Here is a 22,934-nt window from a genome sequence, read left to right as displayed (position 1 = left end):
ATTAACAAAAACCTCTTCTTTTTGACTTAATGAACTCGGCAAAATCCTTTTCCGCACCTTTTAAGACATAGTCAGGGGAGTGCACTAAAAAATAGTCTGCATTAAAATCTACTTCACTTATTTTAACTTCTTTGAGGACACCTGTAGCCAGCTCCTTTTTAATGGCAAGTTGGGAGAAGATAGAATACCCTTTACCGGCCACTACAGCAGATTTAATAGCTTCAGGAGACCCAATTTCCATAATAATATTAGCTTCATTGAGATCTATATTGGCCTGGTTCATTGCTTCTACTACTACCGCTTTTGTACCTGAACCTGATTCCCGAAGAATAATAGGTATCTTCAAAAATTCTTTTACTGATATTTCAGGTTTTTTATAACGTTTGGGCGAGACCACAAGCTTAAGCTTATCACTCGTAACCTTTGTTAATGTGACACTGTTAGTAAAAGGCTTGCCTTCTATAATACCTATTCTAGTAGATCCATCTATGATTTTTTTAATTACATTAGCTGAATTTGTAATATCCAACAATATATTGACATTTGGATTTTTTTCTCTAAAAGTATAGAGACTGCACGGTAGTGCATATGAACCAACGGTAGTGCATGAACTCACTATAATTTCTGTCTGCTTGTTTTTAATACAGTTAAGCTGGCGCTCTATATTATCCTGGATTGCCAGCAGGGAAACTGCGTAGTCATATACAACTTCACCTTCTTCAGTTAATTCCACACCCTTGTTACTCCTGTTTAAAAGATTAACCCCTAGTTCCTTCTCAAGAGATTGAATCTGCATACTAACTCCAGGCTGGGACATGTGTAAAAGCTTGGCTGCCTTTGAAATGCTGTTGCATCTTACTGTGATATAAAATGTCTTGAGATATTCTAAATTCATAGAAATAATCCTCCAATTTGCTGTATAAGGTAAGATTATGAGCATCATAACAAAAGCTTATATAACATAACCAACTGTCATTATAAATTCTAATAGTGCCATATTATAATCTTATTGTAGTAATTAGACAAAGAGAAAGCAAATACCTTCACAAGTCGGCGCTTCTTTTTCAAAAATCTTGTGCAAATTTTCATTAATACCGGCAAGTATTTGCTTCTCTAGGGCGCACAAATCAAGAAAAATAGAGGGGAGAGGTTTGTTAATGTTTGTGAAAAAAAGATTAAACATTCTAGTAGTTCTGCTTTTAGTCTTAAGTCTATTAGCCGTTGGTTGTGGACAGAAACAAGCACCTTCAGTAACAGTTGACGAACAAAACTATGCACGGCCTGAGATGTTAGTTGATGTTGAGGAATTGAAAGGTTTAGTTGATGATCCAAATGTTGCTATATTAGATATTCGTACTCCGGCAAAATACGTTTTAGGACATGTACCAAATGCTATTAATGTGTGGAGACCTGATTATGAAGCTCCAGAAGCTGATTATGGTTTTGGTGGTATGTTGTGTGATAAGGCACGGTGGGAAGAACTATTAGGAAGTCTAGGAATTGACAATGATACCAGAGTGATTATCTATGATGACAATGGAGTATATGACAGTGGACGGGTATGGTGGGCATTCTTTGGTTACGGGCATGAAAATGTTCAAATTCTAAATGGTGGATGGGATGCATGGGTAGCTACAGGAGGTGAAAAATCACTTAAAAATCCTAGTATTACACCTACTACCTATACTGCCAAGGATTTTAATATGGACATATATGCGACTTTAGATGAGGTTAAAGCTGCTGTTGATGATGATAAAGTTGTTATAATTGATACCCGTGCAAAATCTGAATATGATGGAGAAGAATTAAAAAGTGGAGCATTCAGGAAGGGTAGAATACCTGGCTCAATCTGGATTGAATGGAATCAAAACTTAAATGAAGATAAAACAGTAAAGAGTGCAGAAGAACTTAGGGAAATGTATAAAGAATTTGGCATAGACAAGGATACTAAAATTATTGTCTACTGTCAATCTGGTGTTAGATCTGCAGCCTCCTGGTTTAACTTGAGACTCATTGGCTATGACAATGTTCAGAATTACGATGGGTCTTGGATAGAGTGGAGTTTTCATGGAGATCTGCCAATAGAATAAATGTGTACGTATAAAGAAGGGGTAAAGCTTACCCCTTCTTTATACCCACGTTTAAAACTGGGGTTAGAAAGAGGGGAACTTTATGGAAAAGGAAAAAAAACCTACAAATAAAAAGCAGGACAAGGTAAAATTATTTGTAATTGCAGGTATAATTGCAGTAGTTGTTATTTTAATGAAAGTTTTTGGAGTTTTTGAATATATCAGCATAGAGAATATAACAAAGCTTACAGAATGGATAAAGGGTTTTGGTATTATAGGACCTATTGTTTATATTTTATTGTGGATTGCTGCATGTGTATTTTTTCTACCCGGTATACCTGTTGCCCTTTTAGGAGGTTTTGTTTTTGGTCCGTGGTTTGGAGTGATTTATTCTTCCATAGGATCAACCCTTGGAGCAACGGCAGCGTTTTTAGTAGCACGTTATGCAGCACGTTCCATGGTAGAGGGTTGGGTTGCAGGAAATGAGCAGTTTAAAAAAATTGATGAGGGTGTGGAGAACCAGGGATGGCGTATGCTCATGGTAACCCGTCTTGTGCCTGTATTCCCGTTTAATCTTCAAAACTATGCGTATGGCCTAACAAAAATAAAACTTGCAACATATGTACTTGTATCATGGATTTGCATGCTGCCGGGTACCATTGCATTTTCCTTTGCAGGAGGATCTGTGGTAAGTGGTGAGGGTAATCTTGGAAAAACTTTTATGTATCTAGGCGTGGCCGCAGTATTTTTTGTTATTATTTCTCTAATACCAGGTTGGATTCAAAAACGACAAAATGCAGAGGGTGGCAAAAAAGTTGCGTAGACTATTACTAATTTTATTAACCTTGACAATAATGCTTGTTTTTACTGGATGTGGACAAAAAAGTGAGGTTGCAGAAGTAAATCCATTAGAACAGGATTGGGATAGTATAGTGAGCCATTCCCGTGGTACAACAGTTAATTTTTATATGTGGGGTGGAGATGAAAGGATCAATAGTTGGGTGGATAATTATGCAGCCCAAAAGATGAAGGAAAGGTATAACATTACAGTAAATAGAGTTCCCATGGAGGCACCAGAATTTATCAATAAACTCCTAGGAGAAAAGCAGGTAAACAGGCAAAAGGGTTCTATTGATCTGCTTTGGATTAACGGTGAAAATTTTAGAACTGCCAGGCAGGCAGATATGTTGTGGGGGCCATTTGCAGAACATATTCCTAACTTTAATAAGTATGTAGATAAGGATGCTCCAGATATTGCTTTCGATTTTGGTTTTCCAGTGGAAGGCTATGAAGTTCCCTATGGAAAGGCGCAGTTTGTATTTGCCTATGATACTGCTAGAGTAAGCAATCCGCCTAAATCAAGTGGGGAACTGTTTGATTGGGCAAAGGCTAATCCTGGTAGATTCACTTATCCAGAACTGCCTGATTTTACAGGAAGTGTTTTTATAAGGCATTTAATGTATGAATTATGTGGTGGTTATGAGGCCTTCCCCTATGTAGAAGAGGTTAATAAAGAGGAATTAAATCAGCAGTTACAGCCCCTGTGGGATTATCTAAACCAAATTAAACCGTACCTCTGGAGGCAAGGCAGGACATATCCTTCTCAAATAGCACAGCTTGATCAGCTGTTTGCAGATGGAGAAGTAGATTTTAATATGTCTTATCATCCATCAAAATTTTCAGGAATGATAGAACTGGGTGTGCTGCCCAATACTGTGCGAACCTTTGTGTGGGAAAATGGTACAATAGGCAATACTCATTTTCTGGCAATTCCCTTTAATGCACCCAACAAAGGTGGAGCCATGGTTTTAGCTGATTTCCTTTTAAGCCCAGAGGCACAAATCTCAAAATTCGATCCAATTTTATGGGGGGATATGATTGCATTAGATATTGATAAGCTAGAGCCTGGTTATCTGCAGGAGATTGAAGGAATAGATTTGGGTATTGCAACTTTATCAGCTGAGGAATTAGCTAATCACAGATTGCCGGAAATTGCTTCTGCTTATATAGAAGTGATAGAAGATTTATGGAGAGAAAATGTCATCAAGGAGTAAGAAATGAAGTATAAACCGTATCTTTATCTGGCCCCAGCTTTAATAATTCTAAGCATGTTTTTCTTGGGAGGCCTGGCTTTTGCTTTAATGCAGAGCTTTGGATATTTTCCAGTATTAGGCCTTAAGCAGTTTACCCTGGATTATTATGTACAGGTTTTAAGTCAAAAAGAGTTTTTGGCCTCCCTTTCATTTACCTTTTATATAGCCTTTGTATCAACCTTTTTATCAACAATTATAGCTATTTATTTAGCAAACTACATGGTAAATCTAACGCAGAAAAATAGATTGATTGATTTTATGTATAAACTGCCAATAGCTGTTCCACATATTGTAGCAGCATTAATGATAGTATTTTTCATTTCCCAGGGAGGATTTCTAGCTCGCATTTTCATTAACCTTGGTATTATTAGTGAACCCAGCCAGTTTCCCCCTGTTTTTTATTCCAAAAGTGCAGTTGGAATTATAATTATCTACATGTGGAAGGAAATACCTTTTATTACGCTGATGATTTATACTGTTATGAAAAACATTCACGGCAAATTAAATGATGTGGCAGCTACCTTAAAGGCAACTCCAAAGGATATTTTTTATCAGGTTACCCTGCCCCTTAGTATGCCGAGTATAATTTCAGCCTCAGCTATTGTTTTTGCTTTTTCCTTTGGAGCATTTGAAATACCTTATTTGTTAGGAGCTACTTATCCAAAAGCACTACCAGTCTGGGCATATTACAACTACATTTCTCCAGACCTCTATAATAGGCCCATTGCCATGGTAATAACCATTATTTTAACCTCAATATGCATACTGCTGGTAGGAATATACTATCTATTTATGAAAAAATATTTGAGACAGTGGGGTTAATATGGAGGCAAAACAGCTATTTCACAAAACAATGGTACTGATATTTTTCTTCCTTTTAATGTTTCCCTTTCTAATTTTATTGTTATGGGCATTTACCAAACAATGGCCGGCGGGAAATGTTTTACCTTTGGAATGGGGGTTAAGGGGCTGGCAGTATATATTAAGTCCCAATAATAAAATTTTATCAGCCATTGGTACTAGTATTTCTCTCTCGTTAGCAGTAACACTAGCAGCAGTTGTAATAAGTATTCCAGCCGGGAAAGCTTTAGGGCTATATGAATTTCCTGGTAAGGGATTAATTGAAATTCTAGTATTAGCGCCAATAATTATTCCTCCTATAACAATTGGTATGGGAATACATGTTATCTTTATAAAATATGGTCTGGTGGATACCTTTTTGGGTGTACTGTTAATCCATTTGGTTGTAGTTATGCCCTATGGCATAAGAATTTTTGCAAGTGTATATAAAGCAATGGGATTAAAATGGGAAGAGCAGAGCAGGGTCTTGAAGGCTAAAGGATGGCAGAGATTTTTTTATGTAACGCTTCCATTTTTAAGACCAGGACTTATCAGCAGCGGTATTTTAATGTTCAATGTATCCTTTAGTCAATATTTTTTGACCTTCCTAATTGGCGGAGGAAAAATTGTTACCCTGCCCCTTGTCTTATTCCCATATGTCAACAGTGGTGATAGGGTCATAGGTTCGGTTATAAGTCTAATTTTTATACTAATTGCACTTGTTTTCATGCTTGTAATTGAAAAGGTGATCACAGATCCCAAACAACAGTCTCAATTTTATTATTTATAAGGGTGAAATTTAATGGCTAAAGTAGTGCTGAAAAATCTGGTGAAAAGGTTCTCCCAGGAAACTATCATCAAAAATGTTAATCTGGAAATTGAGCACGGAGAATTTGTTGCCCTTGTTGGACCCTCCGGCTGCGGCAAGACAACTACCCTGAAACTGCTCTCTGGACTGCTTATTCCTGAAGAAGGGCAAATTTTATTAGATAAAGAAGAAGTTACTTTTCTGCCTGCAGAAAAAAGGGATGTTGTCATGGTGTTTCAAGACCATCTGCTTTTTCCCCACCTTACAGTTGGTGAAAATGTTGCTTTTGGCCTAAAAATGCTTGGAATATCAAAAAGGGAACGACTTAAAAAGGCCAGGGTCCTGTTGGAATTAGTTCGCCTTCCTGATATAGAACAAAAATATCCTGCCCAGCTGTCGGGGGGCCAACAGCAGCGAGTAGCTTTGGCCAGAGCACTGGCATTAGAGCCAAAGGTATTATTGTTAGATGAGCCGCTGTCTAATCTTGATCCTAATCTTCGTGAGGAAATGAGAGAACTCATATTACAGATTCATAGAAAACTTAACATGACTATTATTTTTGTAACCCATGATCAGAATGAAGCAATGCTTTTAGCTGATAAAATAGCAGTAATGCTGGAAGGTCAAATAATCCAATTTGACACACCATATAATTTATACAACTGTCCCGTAAACAAAAAGATTGCAAGCATGTTTGGTACCTGCAACTTCTTAGATGGAATTATTCAAAATAATCTCTTCCATTTACCTGGCAGAAAAATTCCCATGCCCCATTTCCTTGAAAGTGGAGAAGTAACTGCCTATGTAAGAGCAGAACATATTGAAATTTGCTTGCCACCGCAAAAGGAATATTTTTCAGGAATTATTACAGATAAAAAATTTTCTGCAGGGCAAAGTATCATCAAAATCTCTACTGATATGGGCGAATTAACAGCAGTAGTAAATAATCATATAGATACTGCTTTGAATACAAGAGTTTACTTTAAAATTGAGTGGAACAGAGTTTGGTTTCAAAAAAGAGGTAAAAGTGATGAAGGTGTCTGTCATAATTCCTACTTTGAACGAAGCCAACAATATCTTGTCAGTATTAAAAATGATAAAACAGCTAGTGGGCAGTACTAGGAAACAGCCAAGAGAATAATTTTTCATATAATACATATGCCGTTTTAAAGTCACTAAGAGCTGAGGAGAGGGTAAAATAAGATGCTTGCAGAACAATTATTGTCTAGAGTACGGGAATATGTAAATAAGTCATCCTTAAAACAGCACCTGGGTATTGAGCCTAAGGAAGAAGTAAGGGTGGATTACCTAGCCCAAGGAGAATACAATCTAAACTATATAATAGAAACTGATGCTTCAAGGAAATTTGTTTTTAGAGTGAACACGGGAAGTCAAATGCAGCTGCAGAATCAAATTAAATATGAATTTCAGGCATTAAACCTACTGAAGAATTCTAGTGTAACTCCAAGGCCCTATTATTTGGATGACAGCATGAAAAGCCTTCCCTATGGGATTCTCATTATGGAATTTCTTCCTGGTGAACCACTGGATTATAGGTATGACTTGGATAAAGCGGCTGGGACTTTTGCAGTAATTCACGGATTAGAATTTTCAGAGCTTGATACAAATTTCTTAGTAAAGGAACCAGGGCCTTTCACCGGTATTTATAATGAAGCATCTAGACTGCTTGATATATATTTTAGGTGTACCAAGGCTAGTATTGAAACAGCCGAGTTGTTGGAAAAAATTATATTACAGGCAGAAAAAAGAAAAAGTCAGGAAAAAATGCTTTTAGCTAATTCGTGGCTGAGGGTAATTAACACAGAGGTTAATTCTCATAACTTCATTGTAAATAAAGAAAAGGAGACGTGCCATTTAATTGATTGGGAAAAACCTATCCTGGGAGAACCTGCTCAAGACTTGAGCCATTTTGTAATTGCAACAACTACCCTTTGGAAAAGGGATTATGTTTTATCTGTTGAAGAAGAAAATTATTTTATTAAAACCTATTTAGATAAGCTTCCTGCTTGCCCACAAAAAAATACATTTAAAGAACGCCTTGAAATGTTTAAGTTCTTCAACTATCTAAGGGCGGTGTCCTGGTGCGCCATGGCATGGACAGAATATATTGAGCCGTGTCGCCTTTTAAGTAATAAAGATACTTTTGAGAAAATCCAGGCTTACATAGAACCTCAGTTTTTGAAGAAGATTTTTAGAAACTACTTGTAGTAATATTAAGTATAGAGAATTTCAGCCTAGGTTTAGATTAAGCCATGCTCCGTAGACATCATCGGTGAATTTCTTTAAATCAGCTATGACAGGAAGATTTATTTGACAGGCCCAATCGCTTTGAGTTTTAACAGTCAGATATCCCTTTTCAAGATCATTCAGGTTAGGAGTTATCTCGTAGAGCATGTTTTTAAATAGTGAAGGTTCTGCTAAATAGGCTGCAGCCACAACATCCCAATTATGAAAACCGTCTATATTAAAAATAGACATCATGTTTTCAAACCAATACCAGCATTTCCTGGCAATATACTGTGCGGAAGCACTATCACTGGATAAAAGTCTTTCTTCAAAATCTTTTTTGGTAAAAAAGGCATCAAGACAGTTGTTTCCTGTAATTACTGATAAATTTTTACCATTTGCTAGCACACATTGGGCAGCAGCTGGATCACATGAAAAGTTCAGCTCATTGAGAACTTTGCCATTTATAATTAAATCCTCAGTAATGCCTCCCATAATGACTATCTGAGAAATTTTTTCAAAGACTTTATTGTCCAATAGATAAGCAGCATATAAATTTGTCAGAGAACCCGTGGCTAAAATAGAGATGTTATTTTGATTGGCATTTACAGTATCAACTATAAAATGTGCAGCCTCACTATCTAAGGTATGTTTATCTGGACAACCTTTTAACAAAGGAATATGAGTCATAGAAATGTCCTTAAGTAATTGCTGAGTTGTCATATGTACTGCCTGCAGATTGCTGTTTCCAAAGGTGGTAGTGATTCCGCAGATTTGAACACTTCCCTTCCCCAACAGGTAAAGCAAAGCCAGTCCATCATCCACATCGCATCCTTCAACACCCAAAGTATTATCGCAGTCAAATATTAGTCTTTCCATCTTAACCTCCATTTAGAAAACAATGGTTTGTTCTCGAATGAATTATTTTATCCAATCTCCATGGTATGGACGGTTTTCTTAACAAAGGAAATAAATTTTTTATAAATTTCAGGCAGGTGGTTAAAATTTCGATATACAGCGTTGACTGGCCTTTTAAATGACATGCCCTTGATGTCAACCTCCACTAATGAACCACTCTTAAGTTCCTTGTTTACTGCATATTTAGAAAGTATGGAGCATCCTGAGTTGCCCTCCACAGTAGATTTAATAGTTTCAATACTTCCAAACTCAAGGAAAAACTTATTTTTGCTCAATTCAATTCCAAGTTGCTTAAATTGCTGTTCTATGAAAAGGCAAGTTCCGGAGCCAGGCTCCCTAAGGATAAGCCTGTCAATTAATATATCAACGGGCTCAATCGCTTTGGTTTTTGCCCATGGGTGCTTGTTAGATACAACTAATATCATTTCATCCCAGAAGATTTCTTCTATGGTTAGCTTATCATTAACATAATGGCCTGCAATAAAACCCAGGTGAACCTGATTATTAATAACCTTGTCTACCACATCATTATTATTGCCCACAAGTATAGTTGCATTAATGTATTCATAAATATTTTTAAATTCTTTAACTAAACATGGAAGAATATACTGCCCGACCGTTGGGCTGCCTACAATCTCTAATCTGGAATCAAATATATTACTGTGCAGACGAACCTCTTTAATGGTTTGTTCCCAGAGATCATTAATAAGACGTGCATTTTTATACAGGGTTTCACCAGCTCTAGTAAGGGTAACTCCCTTACGATCACGTTTAAACAACTGTACCCCAATGTATTCCTCCAGGCTCTGGATACGTGCACTAATGGCCGGCTGGGTTATGTGTAAAGCCTCAGCAGCGGCTGAAAAAGAGCCTTTTTCTACTACAGCAATAAATATTGAAAGACGAATGTCATGCATAACTTTAATTATCCCCCTGCACTAACCATAATGGTTTATATATAGGATTATACTATATCTATTTCCATAAAAAAGACTTATATCCTTTTATTTTTAGACAAATTTTTAAAACCTTTATTACCATAGCTTTTAAATACTCAAGAAAGTTTGTAAATATTTTCACATAAGTTTTATTTATGGGCTAATAAAAAACTGTTGTTTTACGTCTTTAATGATAAAATGTATACTGAAATTAACAGGATAGTAATTGTTTATGAATGATATTTAAAAAGCCAATACACAGGAAGGGAGCGAGAAAGTATAAACTGAATATAGTTTATTTTGGCTGGCAGTATTTTTTACATTATTAATGCCCATACCATGGCATTGGGATATAAGTGAAATGAAGAACTATTAGTAAGGAGTGAAACCATGACAGAAAGCCAAGCTGTTATAAAGGAATTAGTAGATAAGGCAAGAGCAGCGCAGCAGCAGGTTGCAAATTACACCCAAGAGCAAATTGATGAGGTCTGCCTATCTGTTAGCTGGCAGATGTACAATGATGAAATTATATCAATACTAGCGAAAAATGCTGTGGAAGAAACTAAGATGGGTGTTTACGAAGACAAGATAAAAAAGCACAAGGGAAAAGTACTTGGGTTAATGAGAGATCTTGTTGGTGCAAAATCAGTTGGGCTTATTGAACGTGATGAGAGAAAGGGAATTTCAAAGTATGCAAAACCTGTTGGTGTAGTAGGCGCATTGACTCCTGTAACCAACCCTACAGCTACCCCAGCCAGCAATGCATTAAGTATCTTAAAGGGCAGGAACGCTGTAATATTTGCTCCACACCCTGCATCTAAAAATAGCTCCAAGCTTGCAGTAGATTATATGAGAGAAGGTCTAAAAAAGGTAGGTGCTCCCGAGGATTTAATTCAAATTATTGAAGAGCCTTCAATTGAATTAACTGGTGAGCTTATGAAACAGGTGGATCTTGTTTTAGCAACTGGCGGTAGTGCCATGGTCAAGGCGGCCTACTCAAGTGGAACTCCAGCATACGGTGTTGGACCAGGAAACTCTGTACAGATTATTGCAGAAGATGCTGATATAGTTGATGCAGCAGCAAAGATTGCCATGAGCAAGCAATTTGACAACGCAACATCTTGTTCATCAGAAAACTCTTTAATAGTCCATGAAGACATTTATGATGGTTTTTTAGAAGAGTTAAAGAAAAACAATGGATATTTATGTGATGGTGCGGAAAAGGAAAAGCTAAAAGCGTGGATGTGGGTACCCAATAAGAAGGGGTATGTAGGATTAAATCCTCAAATAATTGCCAGATCAGCAGTGAAAATTGCCGGTGATGCAGGTTTTCAGGTAGATGAAAATGTCAAAATGCTCATGGTAGAAGGCAAGCTTCCTGTTGAAACTGAACAGTTTTCTCAGGAAAAAATTTCACCGGTCCTAACTATTTTTAAATACTCTACTTTTGAAGAAGCTGTTAAAATTCTTACAGATCTAACTGACATGGTAGGAACCGGACATTCATGTGGTATTCATACATTTAACAAGGAATATATAGAATTTTTGGGTCAGACAATGAAAACTAGTAGAATCTTGGTAAGACAGCCCCAGGCACAAGGAAACGGTGGAAACTTCTTTAATGGAATGCCATCAACTGTTACCCTTGGTTGTGGAACCTGGGGAGGAAATATAACTACTGAAAACATTAATTACCGTCATTTTATTAATGTAACCTGGGTATCAGAGCCCCTACCACCTACCAAGCCTACAGATGAGGAAATGTGGGGAAATTTTTGGGCAAAGTACGGTAAGTAACTGCTGACAAATGACTAGCTTTAGTATTTAATTAAAGCAGTCAAATTTAAAACGATATTTTTAGAGCAGCGGTATGATGTCAAGTAGGTAATTGGAAATTTTTCAAAGAATTCGCTGCACAAAAGGGGGTGCTTGCCTAAAAAAGGCAACACTAAACAAGCCCACCCTATGACAAGTATATTTATTACAAATATAACAATAAATAGGTGGAAGGAATCCTGAGCTTTGGTCTATTCTAATTTAATTGTCGGTTTCCCCCTTTCGGTTGGTAGAGTTGGTTAGACTTCAGCAGAAAAAAGACTAACCGTACCAGTTTACGGGCAGTAAGAGCAAGGGCGCGTTTATGAGCATACTGCTTAGGCTCCGCTTTTTTCATGGCATAATACTCGGCAAAAACAGGGTCGTGCACCCGAACACTGCTTGCCGCCTCAATAAGGTAATACCTTAAAATGCGGTTGCCAGAGCGAATAAGCCTTGTACTACTAGCAGTAAAATCACCAGACTGATTTTGGGTCCAGGCAAGACCAGCTAACTTAGCTACCTGTTTATGGCTGTCAAACTGATGGATATCACCAATTTCAGCAATAATACCAGAAGCAAAAATAGGACCGATACCCGGAACAGAATCTAGAGTTTGAGGAATAGTCTTTAAATGGTCCTCAATAGCCTTTTTCAAAGACTGCAGCTGTTCCTGGATTGTTCTAATAACCCTAATACTAGAGGCCATGGCCAAGTTAACAGAATCAGACATGGCCTTGGGCAACCTGTAAGAAGAACGAGCAGCCTTTTGCAACTGTTTAGCAACAGCCTGAGGATCATCAAAGCGGTTTTTACCATGCTGAATTAAAAACTCCATCAGATCATCCAAAGAAGCATCTGCTAGAGCCTCAGCGGACTCAAACTCTTCCAAAACAGCCAGAGAAGTAGCAGATAACTTGTTAGAAAAGACTAAAGAGTAATCACTACACTTCAGGTACAGGTTAGACATAAGAAAATTAGCTTCACGTACTAGAGCCTGCATGAGGTGGTACCTGGCCCGAGTAAGCCTTTGAAGAGCCATCAAAGGTTCACTCCAAGTAAAAGGATGAGGCAGATAGCCACTTTTAAGCCTAGCAGCAATATACCAGGCATCGAACCTATCATTTTTAGGAGCATCCAAGAAATGAGCCTTTTTAAACTCCTTAATCAGACTAGGGTTAAACATGTAGACCTTAACATCAGGGCAGGCAAAGTCCAAATGGCGATGCAAGTAGATGGCAGCATGGGTAGAGTAGCAACCGGTGTGCTCTAAACCAAAAAGTATTCTATCAAAATCATGTTTACTAACCAACTGGTTGATACGATCCTTAAGCTCAAAAATACCAGGTCTATTATTAAAAACACTAAACCGGCTTATAGGACGCTTTTCATCATCATTAGACAAACAACAAACAACATTGTCCTTGCTGCTTATATCGATACCGACAAACAAAGGGTTAGACATCTTAATCACCTCCTTCACTTTAAAATATATAGATGTCTACAGTCTTGGGATGTCCCTGGGAAACCCATGAACGACAGCCTTGCGAGCTATAGGAATACACCGGATCCCCTCGGTGCACTGGCCTCCGTCTGCTAACAGAGGGAGAGGCAAACCGGGAAACAGTCAGCGTGTAGGTCTATAACATGGGGCCAGGGGAACACTCTAAAAATGGAAGACACCCTATAACGGGGCAACTGGAGGAAATGGAACATTCCCTTGGTAGACACCTTTGGCTATATTTTCCCAAAGACATCCCAGGACTGTAAACCCTTTTTAAAAAAGATAGCATATTAGTTATTGGCTTGTGGATATGCCGCTCATGTGGACTTGTGGACAGCTGCTGCGCACCTGCCCACAGGGTCCACAATCGCTTGGACAATGCTAAAGCATTGCCCACATACCCACAAGCCCTGCTACGATGAATAACTTGTTGTTGTAGTTGTTAAAGATCTACATTAAAAAATGAGCAATGTCCCAACTGGAAATTAACGTCCAAATCGGGGGCTGCTCATAGTATACAAGGAGGAATAAAAAATGGCAAAAGTTAAAATGACACCTAGCGAAGCTATAGTAGAACAATTGTTAGCTGAAGGAGTAGAGTATTGTGTTGGTATAGTAGGATCAGCCTTCATGGACATGCTGGACCTATTTCCAGCGGCAGGGATTAAATTCATTCCAGTAAGAGATGAGCATACAGCAGGACATATGATGGATGCTTACGGAAGAATATCAGGTAAGGTTGGAGTATGTATAGGACAAAATGGTCCTGGAGTTACAAACCTTGTTACTAGTGTGGCAACAGCAAACCTTGCCCATACACCTATGCTAGTACTTGGCCCATCAGCTGGCACACCAACAATTGGTTGGGATGGTTTTCAGGAATGTGATCAGGTGCCAATCTTTAAGCCAATTACAAAAGCATCCTTTGGCATTCCACATCCAAGCAGAGCAGCAGACTGTGTAAGAACAGCATTTAGAATAATGCATGCAGATAGAGGACCAGTGTACTTAGACATACCAAGAAACTACTTTTATGGTGAATTAGAAGATGAAATATTACCACCAGAAAAGTATCGTCCCACAACTAAGCTTATACCTGATGTAGAAATCTTAAAGCAGGCAGCAAAAGTATTATCAGAAGCTAAGAATCCAGTAATCCTATCAGGAAGAGGCGCAGTAGACGCGGGAGCCTTAGATGTAGTAGCAGAACTAGCAAAATACCTAACAGCACCAGTAGCAGTATCATATCTGCACAATGATGCATTCCCAGCAGATAATCCATACTGGGTAGGCCCAATAGGCTACATGGGTTCAAAAGCAGCAATGCATTCAATCAAAGAAGCAGATGTAATCCTGGCAGTAGGAACAAGATTGTCAGTGTTTGGCACACTGCCACAATATGATATCACCTACTTCACAGGGGAACAAAAGATAATTCAAATAGACATTAATCCAAAACAAATTGGAAGAAGACACCCAGTAGAAGTAGGAATAGTAGGGGACGCAAAAATCGCAGCACAAGAAATATTAAACATCTTAAAGAGCCAGGAAGACAGACCAGTAGATGAAGCAAGAATGGCTAAAATCAAAGAGAAGCAAGAAGCATGGGACAAAGAAATCTATGAATTAGCAATGAAAGATGGCAACCCAATTAACCCAAGAAGAGCGCTTTATGAAATAGCAAAGTTTAAGCCAGCAGACACAATCGTAACAACAGATATTGGAAACGTATCCTCAACAGCAAACAGCTACATGAGATTTACAAAGCCAAAAACCCATGTGGCATGCTTGACCTTTGGAAATACAGGTTTTGCTTTACAAGCTGCATTAGGAGCAAAATTAGCAAAGCCAGAAAGTCCAGTATTAGCAATAGTTGGAGATGGAGCTTGGGGAATGAGCTTCTACGAAATCATGACAGCTGTAGAGCAAGACCTGCCAGTAATTGCTTGCGTATTCAACAATAGAGCATGGGCAGCAGAGAAGAAGAACCAGGTAGACTTCTACAATAACAGATTTGTAGGTGCTGACATCAAAGCTCCAAGCTGGGCAAAGCTAGGCGAAGTAATGGGAGCAAAAGGCATCAAAATTGAAAAGCCAGAAGAAATTCAGGGAGCATTAGAAGAAGCATTCACTGCAGCTGCAAAAGTTCCAGTAGTATTAGAATTCATGGTTGATGGAACACAGCTTGCACCTCCCTTTAGAAAAGATGCTCTAGCTTTACCAACACGTTTCCTTCCAAAATACGCACACACTGACCATAGAAATTGGTAAGACCTTTAAAAAATGTATACTACCTTCTTCTGCTCGGAAGAAGGTAGTATATTTAAACAATTGGTACTGTTAAATTTACAAAACGGGGGAGAAAAGAATCCATGAAACTTTATGAGTTTGAGGGTAAGAAGCTTTTTGCTGAAGAAGGCATTCCAACTCCACAGGGTTTTGTTGCCTATTCACCCGAAGAAGTGGAAAGCAATGCAGCCAAAATTGGCAGTTCTGTAGTTATAAAATCTCAGATTCTCCAGGGAGGAAGAGGCAAGGCCGGTGGAATTAAATTTGCAGATACTCCTGGGGAAGCTAAAGAGTTAAGCAAAGAAATATTTGGTATGAAATTACGTGATTATACAGTTGACAAAGTATTGGTAGAAGAAAAGTTAAATATTGCAAAGGAATACTACCTATCAGTTACCATTGATGCTGAAAAAGGCAGTCCTCTTATAATGGCCAGTACAGCCGGTGGAGTGGATATTGAAGAAGTTGCTAAAGAAACTCCTGAAAAAATAGTAATGGAAACGGTAGATATTTTTAAAGGATTGCTGCCCTACCAGGCACGCAGAATTAGCTATAAAATGGGTTTAACCGGCAAGGAAGCCCTTGAAACAGCTGAGGTAATGCTTAAGGTTTATAGTTTATTTAGAAAATATGATGCCGATTTAGTAGAAATAAACCCATTAATTGTAACTGGTGAAGGTAATATAATAGCAGCAGATTCAAAGGTTAATATTTATGATAATGCTTTATATCGTCAGCCTAAATTTACAAAAACAAAAGATCAATATGATAGTGAAATCGAGTACGAAGCATCACAGGTAGGTCTTGGTTATATTAAGCTTGATGGCTATATTGGGCTTTGCTGTGCAGGTGCAGGGTTAACGATGATGACTTTGGATCTTGTCAACCATTATGGTGGTAAAGCATCCAACTTTTTAGAATTTGGTGGCGCCCAATACAGAAACGCATATAATGCTTTGGATTTAGTTTTAAGAGATCCTGAGGTGAAAGTTGTTTTAGTAAATGTTTTTGGACTTATTGCTAGAGCTGATGTTATTGCACAAGGGCTTGCAGAAGCTATAAAGGCATTGCAGCCGAGAGTTCCAGTTGTGGTTTCATTAAGAGGAACAGGCGAAGAAGAAGGTCACAGAATCCTTAAGGAAGAAATAGGGCTTACAGCTTTTTGGAGTGCAGAAGAAGCTGTTAAGGAAGCAATTAGGTTAGGGGGAAGTAACTAATGGCTATTCTATTACACTCAGATACTAAGGTAATTGTTCAGGGTATAACTGGTAAGGAAGGTATGTTTTGGGCTGAACGTATGTTGGAAAATAATACAAATGTAGTAGCTGGTGTTACTCCTGGAAAAGAAGGACAGACGGCACTTGGTTTACCCGTGTATAATACAGTGTCTGCTGCAGCCCATAAGCATGGAGCAGAAGCCTCAGTGGTATTTGTGCCCCCACGATTAACCAAGGATGCTGCTTTTGAAGCTCTCGATGCAGGTCTAAAGCTGGTGGTTTTATTGGCAGATGGTGTGCCTGTTCAGGATTGTATGGAAATAAGAACCTTTGCAAAGGAAAAAAATGCAGTAGTATTAGGACCTAATACTGCAGGTATGGCAACTCCAGGTCAAGGCATGCTTGGTTTTGTACCAGTATGGTTGGAAGATGTGTATAAGCCGGGTAAAATTGGATTTATCACTAAAAGTGGGAGCTTAACAAATGAAGTTGCATCCCATGTTGTAGCCGCAGGTTTTGGTATATCCAGTTCTGTAGGTCTAGGTGGAGACCCTGTTCCTTGCACAAGAACTGTTGAAGTGTTGAGAATGTTTGAAGCAGATCCAGACACTGAAGGTGTTGTTATAGTAGGCGAGATTGGCGGCAGTATGGAGGAAGAGGCTGCTGAGCTGATGCAAAGCGGAGGCTTTACTAAACCTTTAGTTGCCTATATTGCTGGTTGTTCAGCGCCTCCTGGAAAAAGCATGGGTCATGCAGGCGCAATAGTAACAATGGGCAAAGGCACTTATGAAGGAAAAGCAAAGGCCATAACTGAGGCCGGAGGTCTTGTAGCTAAAAGGCCATCAGAAGCAGGAGAATTGCTCAAGAAAAAATTCTTTGAACATTATGGTAGAGAAAACTAATTTTATTTTCACACCTCAAGACAACATTATTAGATGAAATTCCTGTGCGCACAGGTTATATCACAAAGATTTAATTCAAATATTTAAAGTGAGGTGAAATTTTTAATGCTAGAACATTTGTTATATGGATTTAGTCATTTGGCAGATTTATCGCTAATCCTGCTCATACTAGTATCCATTGCAGGCGGTATAGTAATTGGGGCCTTACCGGGCTTTAGCCCGACAATGGGTGTTGCCCTACTAGTTCCCTTTACCTTTACAATGACTCCTGTTGAAGGACTTACAGTGTTAGCCGGCGTATATACTGGAGCAGTTTATGGTGGGTCAATATCGGCTATTCTTTTAAATATTCCCGGTGCCCCTGCCAATATAGCCACTTTATTTGATGGCTATCCAATGGCTCAAAAGGGTGAAGGCAGAAGGGCGCTTTTAGCATCTGCCATGGCTTCAGCCCATGGTGGTGTAATAAGTGCAATAGCCTTGTTGATATTTGCTCCCTTATTAGCGGTTTTTGCGCTAAAATTCGGGGCTGCTGAAAAGTTCTGGGTGGCAGTTTTTGGCTTAGTAATAATCGCAAGTTTGGGAACCGGTAAAGAACTTATTAAAGGTTTGATAAGCGGTGGTTTTGGTGTATGGCTTGGAATAATTGGTATATCACCAACCACAGGTGAGCCAAGGTTTACCTTTGGAATAATGGATTTATGGGGTGGTATAAACCTAATTCCCGCACTAGTAGGCTTTTTCGCATTTTCACAAGTACTGATTTACTTTGAAAATGTTATGAGAGAAGGGGAAAAACAGATAATACAGGCTCCAAAGCATAAAGGGGATATATTCTCTTTGTACAAGGAGATGTGGACTAAATTTAAAGGAATACAACTGTTTGCAGGTGTGCTGGGTACAATACTTGGTATTGTACCAGGAGCAGGGGGACAGGTAGGGGGTATCGTTGCCTATGACCAGGTGAAAAGATACTCAAAGAACCCTGAAGAATATGGTAAGGGTAAAGTGGAAGGAGTTATTGCACCAGAAGCAGCAAATAACGCTACAGTGGGTGGATCCTTAATACCTTTATTTACCCTGGGTATTCCTGGCAGCCCAACAGCAGCTGTACTATTAGGAGGTCTTTTGATCCATGGCTTATGGCCAGGCCCTCTATTGTTTTCAATCAATGCTGAAATAACCTATACCTTTATGGCAGCATTTCTATTGGCACAGGTTGCCCTGCTAGTTGTTGCAGTAGCTATATTAAATTATGCTTCCCATCTTCTAAAGGTAAAGGAGTTTTATCTGGGACCAACAGTTATTGCCTTATGTCTTTTTGGTTCCTTTGCAGTAAACAGCAACTTTTTTGATGTTTATGTTATGGTGGCTTTAGGAATAGTAGGATATTTCTTATTAAAACTGGGCATATCGCCTGCTCCTGCAGTATTAGGCTTGATACTTGGTCCAATTGCAGAAGAAAATTTCCTTTTGGGTTACAGGATTGCCATGGCTAGAGATGGTATCTTCGACTATTTCTTTACACGACCAATTTCAATTGGTGTAATTCTTGTTATTGTTGCAGTGATTGCTAGTACAATTTGGCTTGAGAGAAAAAGAATGATCAAGGAAGCTGCAGAAAAAAAGAAAAACCCTCAGGCTGCGGAAGACTTAAAGTACAAGGGTATTTTCTCTACTGATGCTATATTGGGTATGGTGATAATTGCATTATGCATTATAGTCTGGAGGGTATATCTAGATCCTCTGTCTCATGAAGCTTCAATGTTCCCAACAGTAGTATTTCTTATAATTGCATTAGTAGGTGCTTTCCAGGTGTTTTATGCAACCATGTTCCATAGCGACAGGGTTAAATGGATACCCTGGCGAATTGTTGCAGAAATTTCCATTGCTACTAGTTTGGCTGTAGTTTTGGCAAAAACAATAGGTTTTTATACTGCAACCTTCATATTAATGATGTTTGTTGGTGCAAGAATGATAGCAGTAAGTGGAAATAATCCCATTAAATATCTGCCCAAGCTAATTATTTTTGGTATTGGTGCTATTGCAGTATTGTATCTTGCATTTGGCGTATTCTTATATCTGCCAACACCAAGGGGAATGCTATTCTAATTTGTTATCTTAGCAATAGAGCTTGTATAAGGGACACTAGGCTAAGTATGCCTAGAACTATAAGAAAAACTTATGGCAGCCATAACAAACCAATATTTCTGCAAAAAACCAGTTAACAATACCCTTAAATTTTGTTAAGATATTCACAAGCTCTATTGTCCTTATATTTTAAAAGAAAGGGTGTGGGCTGAGAAATACAGAGGACTGTTTAATGGAGGAGCTTGAATTAAAGTTTTGAAGAAAATGGAATTTCACGCCAGATAAACACAAAACATTGAGGAGGTTTGGTTTATGTTAAAAAGCAAGTCATCAAAAATTTTGATTGGTATCCTTGTTTTACTGTTAAGCATTGCATTAATAGCTGGTTGTGGAGGCAGCAAACCTGATAGTGGCGGCGGTTCAGCTGAACAGCCAAAAAGAGAAGGTTTCCCAGAAAAACCAGTACAAATGATAGTATCCTACAGTGCAGGAGCTGCAACTGATGCCCAGGCTCGTCCCTTGTTAAAATACTTCCAGCAGGAATTTGGCCAGCCGCTAGTTATTGTTAACATTGCAGGTGCTGGTGGAACAACTGGTTGGAATCAGTTTGTACAGCAGGTTCCAGATGGATATCAAATGACTGTTTATAACTTACCTCACATTATAGCTAAATCAATGCTTGAAGACACATTATATTCATGGGAAGACTTCATTCCAGTTGCACATTGGGGATTTGACCCAGTTGCCATTGGTGTACTTCCAAACAGTCCGTTTAACTCAATTCAAGACGTGGTTGATTATGCAAAAGCAAATCCTAAAGCTTTAACAGCTGGAACAGCCGGATTATTTGTTGGACAGCATTTAGCAATTCTTCAGCTGGAAAAAGAGGCAGGTATTGAGTTAACAACTCTTCCCTTCCCAGGAGCAGCTGATGCACAAGCAGCAATAATGGGTGGACAGATAGACTTAAACTTTGGCAACCTCTCAGACATGTACAGATTAGGGGATCAAATCAAGATATTAGGTGTGACCTCAGCAGAACGTCACGAATACATTCCTGATGTTCCTACCCTTATAGAGCAAGGTTATGATGTAATAATGAGTACTGACAGGGGAATTGCAGTACAAAAAGACACTCCACAAGAAGTTATTGACATTTTAGAAGCAGGCTTCATGAAAATTATGAGCAATCCTGAGTATTTAGCAGACATGGAAAAATTAGGAGCACCTATGGGTGTAATGAATAGTAAAGAAGCAAAAGAACATATTGCTAACTATGCAAAAACTGTGGAAGAGATTTTAAGAGCTGTTGGTGAAATTCAATAATTTATAAAGCCAACTTAACTACAAGATACTGCCAGTAACCAAATGGTTTGCTGGCAGTATTTTTTAATATTATAATATAGTAATAATAGGTGAAGACCTGGGATATTAGTAATATAAGGGGATATTCGTTCCGGAGTTGTTCCTGCAATTTTGGGCTTCATTGAAGCGTAAAAGATGGACTAAGATATAAGACACTAACATATATGATATCATATTCACAGTTAGAAGGTGTGTGTGTTGGATATAACTACATGGATACTAAGTGCTTGTGTGGTAGTTCTCGCATCTGCTACACAAGCATTGACAGGATTTGGGTTTCCTCTAGTTGCTGTACCCTTTTTTATATTAATGTTTGATCCAAAATGGGCAGTGGCTTTAAGTATGGTATTGTCATTACTTTCTTTAGGGACACTATTATATACAATTCGGCAGGATACAGATTGGCAAATGGTAAAGCAGATGTTATTTGGAGCTTTATTTGGAGTACCTGTTGGTGTTTATGTTTTTTCAATAATTAATGTAATCCTTTTAAAAATATTTGTCAGTATAGTAGTGGTGTTCATGTGTATGATAACCTTGAAAAACTATACGTTACCTATCACAGATGACAACAGGGTGCGGTGGTTTAAGGTAAGTGGAAGCCTTTCGGGATTCTTAACGGCTACCATTGGTATGCCTGGTCCTCCAATTATTTTGGTATTGACCAACTTTGATATTGATAAAAATGCTTATCGGGCTACAGGAGTGGCATATTTTTTCTTAATTTACTGTTTTACATTTCCAATAATGTTTTTGTCCGGCGTTATTTCTATGGAAATATTTAAGATTATTTTATATCTTGTACCTTTTCCTATTATAGGAATGTTTTTGGGGAAATTTTTATTTAAGCTGGTTCCTAACGAGCTGTTTAAAAAAGTTGTCATTATCCTTTTATTAATAGTTGCTGGTTATTCAATAGCAACAAGCCTACTCTAAGCTTTTCACACAGCTGCTATTAATTGATATGAAAAAGGATTTATATAAAAAATGCAGAATAACTATATGATTATCAAGTATTAGTAATCAAATATTGGAGGACGGATATGGAGCGAAAAGGTCTTAATGCCAGAGATATAGCAAAGATGATAGATCATCCTATATTAAAGCCTGAAATGACAGATTGGGATGTTATTGAGCAATGCAGAGTTGCTAGAAAGTACAATGTGGCAACAGTCTGTGTAAGGCCCTATGACGTTGCTGTTTGTAATAAACTACTGGAGAACTCAGAGGTTCTTGTTAGTGCTGTCATAGGCTTTCCCCATGGAAACAGCACTACTGATGTAAAGGTTTTTGAAGCCATTAAGGCAATAGAAGATGGGGCAGTTGAACTTGATCTTGTTATGCCCATTGGCAGGGTTCGTTCAGGGGACTGGGATTATGTAAAAGAAGATGTTCGGGCAGTAACTGAGGCTTGTCATGAAAGGAAGGTTCTAATTAAAGTAATTTTTGAAAATGCTTTTCTTGCACATGAGGAAATCATCAAATGCTGCCAGATATGCGAGGAATTAAATGTGGATTTTGTTAAGACCTCAACGGGCTTTGCAAATATAGGTGCAACCCTTGAACATGTTAAATTAATGAGAGCAAACTGTGGACCGCAGGTAGCAATTAAAGCATCAGGTGGAATTCGCAATCTAGATCAACTCCTTGAGTTATATAAGGCTGGGGCTGCCAGATTTGGTACAAGCTCAACACAAAATATTATGGAAGAAATCATTAAGGAATCTAACTAAATCTAGTCAATTTGCTTGAAATATTGCAATTTTGCTAGTACACAAAAAACATTAATGATGGTAAAATGGGTTTGGTTGTTTTGAAAAAAACATTGAGGAGGATGG

The 22,934-nt window shown here is 38.3% G+C and carries 19 protein-coding genes; 15 read left to right on the top strand and 4 right to left on the bottom strand.

Features of this window, described 5'->3' with window-relative positions:
- Position 1 precedes the first annotated feature (1 nt).
- Entirely contained in the window at positions 2-895 is an 894-nt protein-coding gene (locus K364_RS0108905) for a LysR family transcriptional regulator (RefSeq protein WP_028307743.1), read from the bottom strand.
- A gap of 262 nt (positions 896-1,157) precedes the next feature.
- Here K364_RS0108905 and K364_RS0108900 point away from each other — a divergent pair, with 262 nt between their 5' ends.
- The 7 genes from K364_RS0108900 to K364_RS0108870 all read left to right on the top strand — a co-directional run bounded on the left by K364_RS0108900 (position 1,158) and on the right by K364_RS0108870 (position 8,039).
- Entirely contained in the window at positions 1,158-2,090 is a 933-nt protein-coding gene (locus tag K364_RS0108900; protein ID WP_035268439.1) for a sulfurtransferase, read from the top strand.
- Between the two features lie 82 nt (positions 2,091-2,172).
- On the top strand, positions 2,173-2,892 hold the full coding sequence (locus K364_RS0108895) for a TVP38/TMEM64 family protein (RefSeq protein ID WP_051533901.1): 720 nt from the start codon (positions 2,173-2,175) through the stop codon (positions 2,890-2,892).
- Entirely contained in the window at positions 2,885-4,123 is a 1,239-nt protein-coding gene (locus K364_RS0108890; protein WP_028307740.1) for an ABC transporter substrate-binding protein, read from the top strand. Before K364_RS0108895 ends, K364_RS0108890 begins: the two co-directional genes overlap by 8 nt.
- A gap of 3 nt (positions 4,124-4,126) precedes the next feature.
- Entirely contained in the window at positions 4,127-4,984 is an 858-nt protein-coding gene (locus K364_RS23355; RefSeq protein WP_051533899.1) for an ABC transporter permease, read from the top strand.
- A gap of 1 nt (position 4,985) precedes the next feature.
- On the top strand, positions 4,986-5,792 hold the full coding sequence (locus K364_RS0108880; RefSeq protein ID WP_028307739.1) for an ABC transporter permease: 807 nt from the start codon (positions 4,986-4,988) through the stop codon (positions 5,790-5,792).
- A 12-nt stretch (positions 5,793-5,804) separates the two neighbouring features.
- Complete coding sequence (locus K364_RS23350; RefSeq protein ID WP_051533898.1) at positions 5,805-6,932, top strand: ABC transporter ATP-binding protein; 1,128 nt, start codon at positions 5,805-5,807, stop codon at positions 6,930-6,932.
- Between the two features lie 81 nt (positions 6,933-7,013).
- Positions 7,014-8,039: an aminoglycoside phosphotransferase family protein gene (locus K364_RS0108870; RefSeq protein ID WP_028307738.1), complete on the top strand. Its 1,026-nt coding sequence runs from the start codon at positions 7,014-7,016 to the stop codon at positions 8,037-8,039.
- Between the two features lie 21 nt (positions 8,040-8,060).
- Here K364_RS0108870 and K364_RS0108865 read toward each other — a convergent pair whose 3' ends face one another.
- Positions 8,061-8,936, bottom strand: a complete 876-nt coding sequence (locus K364_RS0108865) for a nucleoside hydrolase (RefSeq protein ID WP_028307737.1) — start codon at positions 8,934-8,936, stop codon at positions 8,061-8,063.
- Between the two features lie 47 nt (positions 8,937-8,983).
- Positions 8,984-9,892, bottom strand: coding sequence for a LysR family transcriptional regulator (locus K364_RS0108860; RefSeq protein WP_028307736.1), 909 nt, complete (start codon positions 9,890-9,892; stop codon positions 8,984-8,986).
- 411 nt (positions 9,893-10,303) lie between these two features.
- On the opposite strand from K364_RS0108860, the gene K364_RS0108855 reads away from it, so the two are divergent.
- Complete coding sequence (locus K364_RS0108855) at positions 10,304-11,710, top strand: aldehyde dehydrogenase family protein (RefSeq protein WP_028307735.1); 1,407 nt, start codon at positions 10,304-10,306, stop codon at positions 11,708-11,710.
- A 235-nt stretch (positions 11,711-11,945) separates the two neighbouring features.
- Here K364_RS0108855 and K364_RS0108850 read toward each other — a convergent pair whose 3' ends face one another.
- Positions 11,946-13,193 (bottom strand): IS110 family RNA-guided transposase, encoded by a 1,248-nt coding sequence (locus K364_RS0108850; RefSeq protein WP_028306738.1) that lies wholly within the window; start codon positions 13,191-13,193, stop codon positions 11,946-11,948.
- Between the two features lie 573 nt (positions 13,194-13,766).
- Between K364_RS0108850 and xsc the strand changes: the two genes are divergently transcribed.
- The 7 genes from xsc to deoC all read left to right on the top strand — a co-directional run bounded on the left by xsc (position 13,767) and on the right by deoC (position 22,829).
- A complete protein-coding gene (gene xsc, locus K364_RS0108845) occupies positions 13,767-15,503 on the top strand; it encodes a sulfoacetaldehyde acetyltransferase (protein WP_028307734.1) in 1,737 nt (578 codons plus the stop codon).
- Between the two features lie 101 nt (positions 15,504-15,604).
- On the top strand, positions 15,605-16,738 hold the full coding sequence (gene sucC, locus K364_RS0108840) for an ADP-forming succinate--CoA ligase subunit beta (RefSeq protein ID WP_028307733.1): 1,134 nt from the start codon (positions 15,605-15,607) through the stop codon (positions 16,736-16,738).
- A complete protein-coding gene (gene sucD, locus K364_RS0108835) occupies positions 16,738-17,640 on the top strand; it encodes a succinate--CoA ligase subunit alpha (protein WP_028307732.1) in 903 nt (300 codons plus the stop codon). The genes sucC and sucD overlap by 1 nt, the downstream gene beginning before the upstream one ends.
- A 105-nt stretch (positions 17,641-17,745) precedes the next feature.
- The gene (locus K364_RS23345) at positions 17,746-19,752 is read left to right on the top strand and encodes a tripartite tricarboxylate transporter permease (protein ID WP_051533896.1); all 2,007 of its coding nucleotides are present in this window, start codon (positions 17,746-17,748) and stop codon (positions 19,750-19,752) included.
- A 291-nt stretch (positions 19,753-20,043) separates the two neighbouring features.
- On the top strand, positions 20,044-21,057 hold the full coding sequence (locus K364_RS0108825; RefSeq protein WP_051533895.1) for a tripartite tricarboxylate transporter substrate binding protein: 1,014 nt from the start codon (positions 20,044-20,046) through the stop codon (positions 21,055-21,057).
- A 237-nt stretch (positions 21,058-21,294) separates the two neighbouring features.
- Positions 21,295-22,032 carry a sulfite exporter TauE/SafE family protein gene (locus K364_RS0108820; protein WP_028307730.1) on the top strand — a complete coding sequence of 246 codons (738 nt, stop codon included), beginning with the start codon at positions 21,295-21,297 and terminating at the stop codon, positions 22,030-22,032.
- Positions 22,033-22,139: 107 nt separating this feature from the next.
- Complete coding sequence (deoC, locus tag K364_RS0108815) at positions 22,140-22,829, top strand: deoxyribose-phosphate aldolase (RefSeq protein WP_035268435.1); 690 nt, start codon at positions 22,140-22,142, stop codon at positions 22,827-22,829.
- Positions 22,830-22,934: the final 105 nt, after the last annotated feature.

This window comes from Desulfitibacter alkalitolerans DSM 16504 (genome assembly GCF_000620305.1).
Classification (GTDB): Bacteria; Bacillota; DSM-16504; order Desulfitibacterales; family Desulfitibacteraceae; genus Desulfitibacter; species Desulfitibacter alkalitolerans.
Note: the sequence above shows the minus strand (reverse complement) of the source record. Positions and strands in the feature narration are given on the sequence as shown.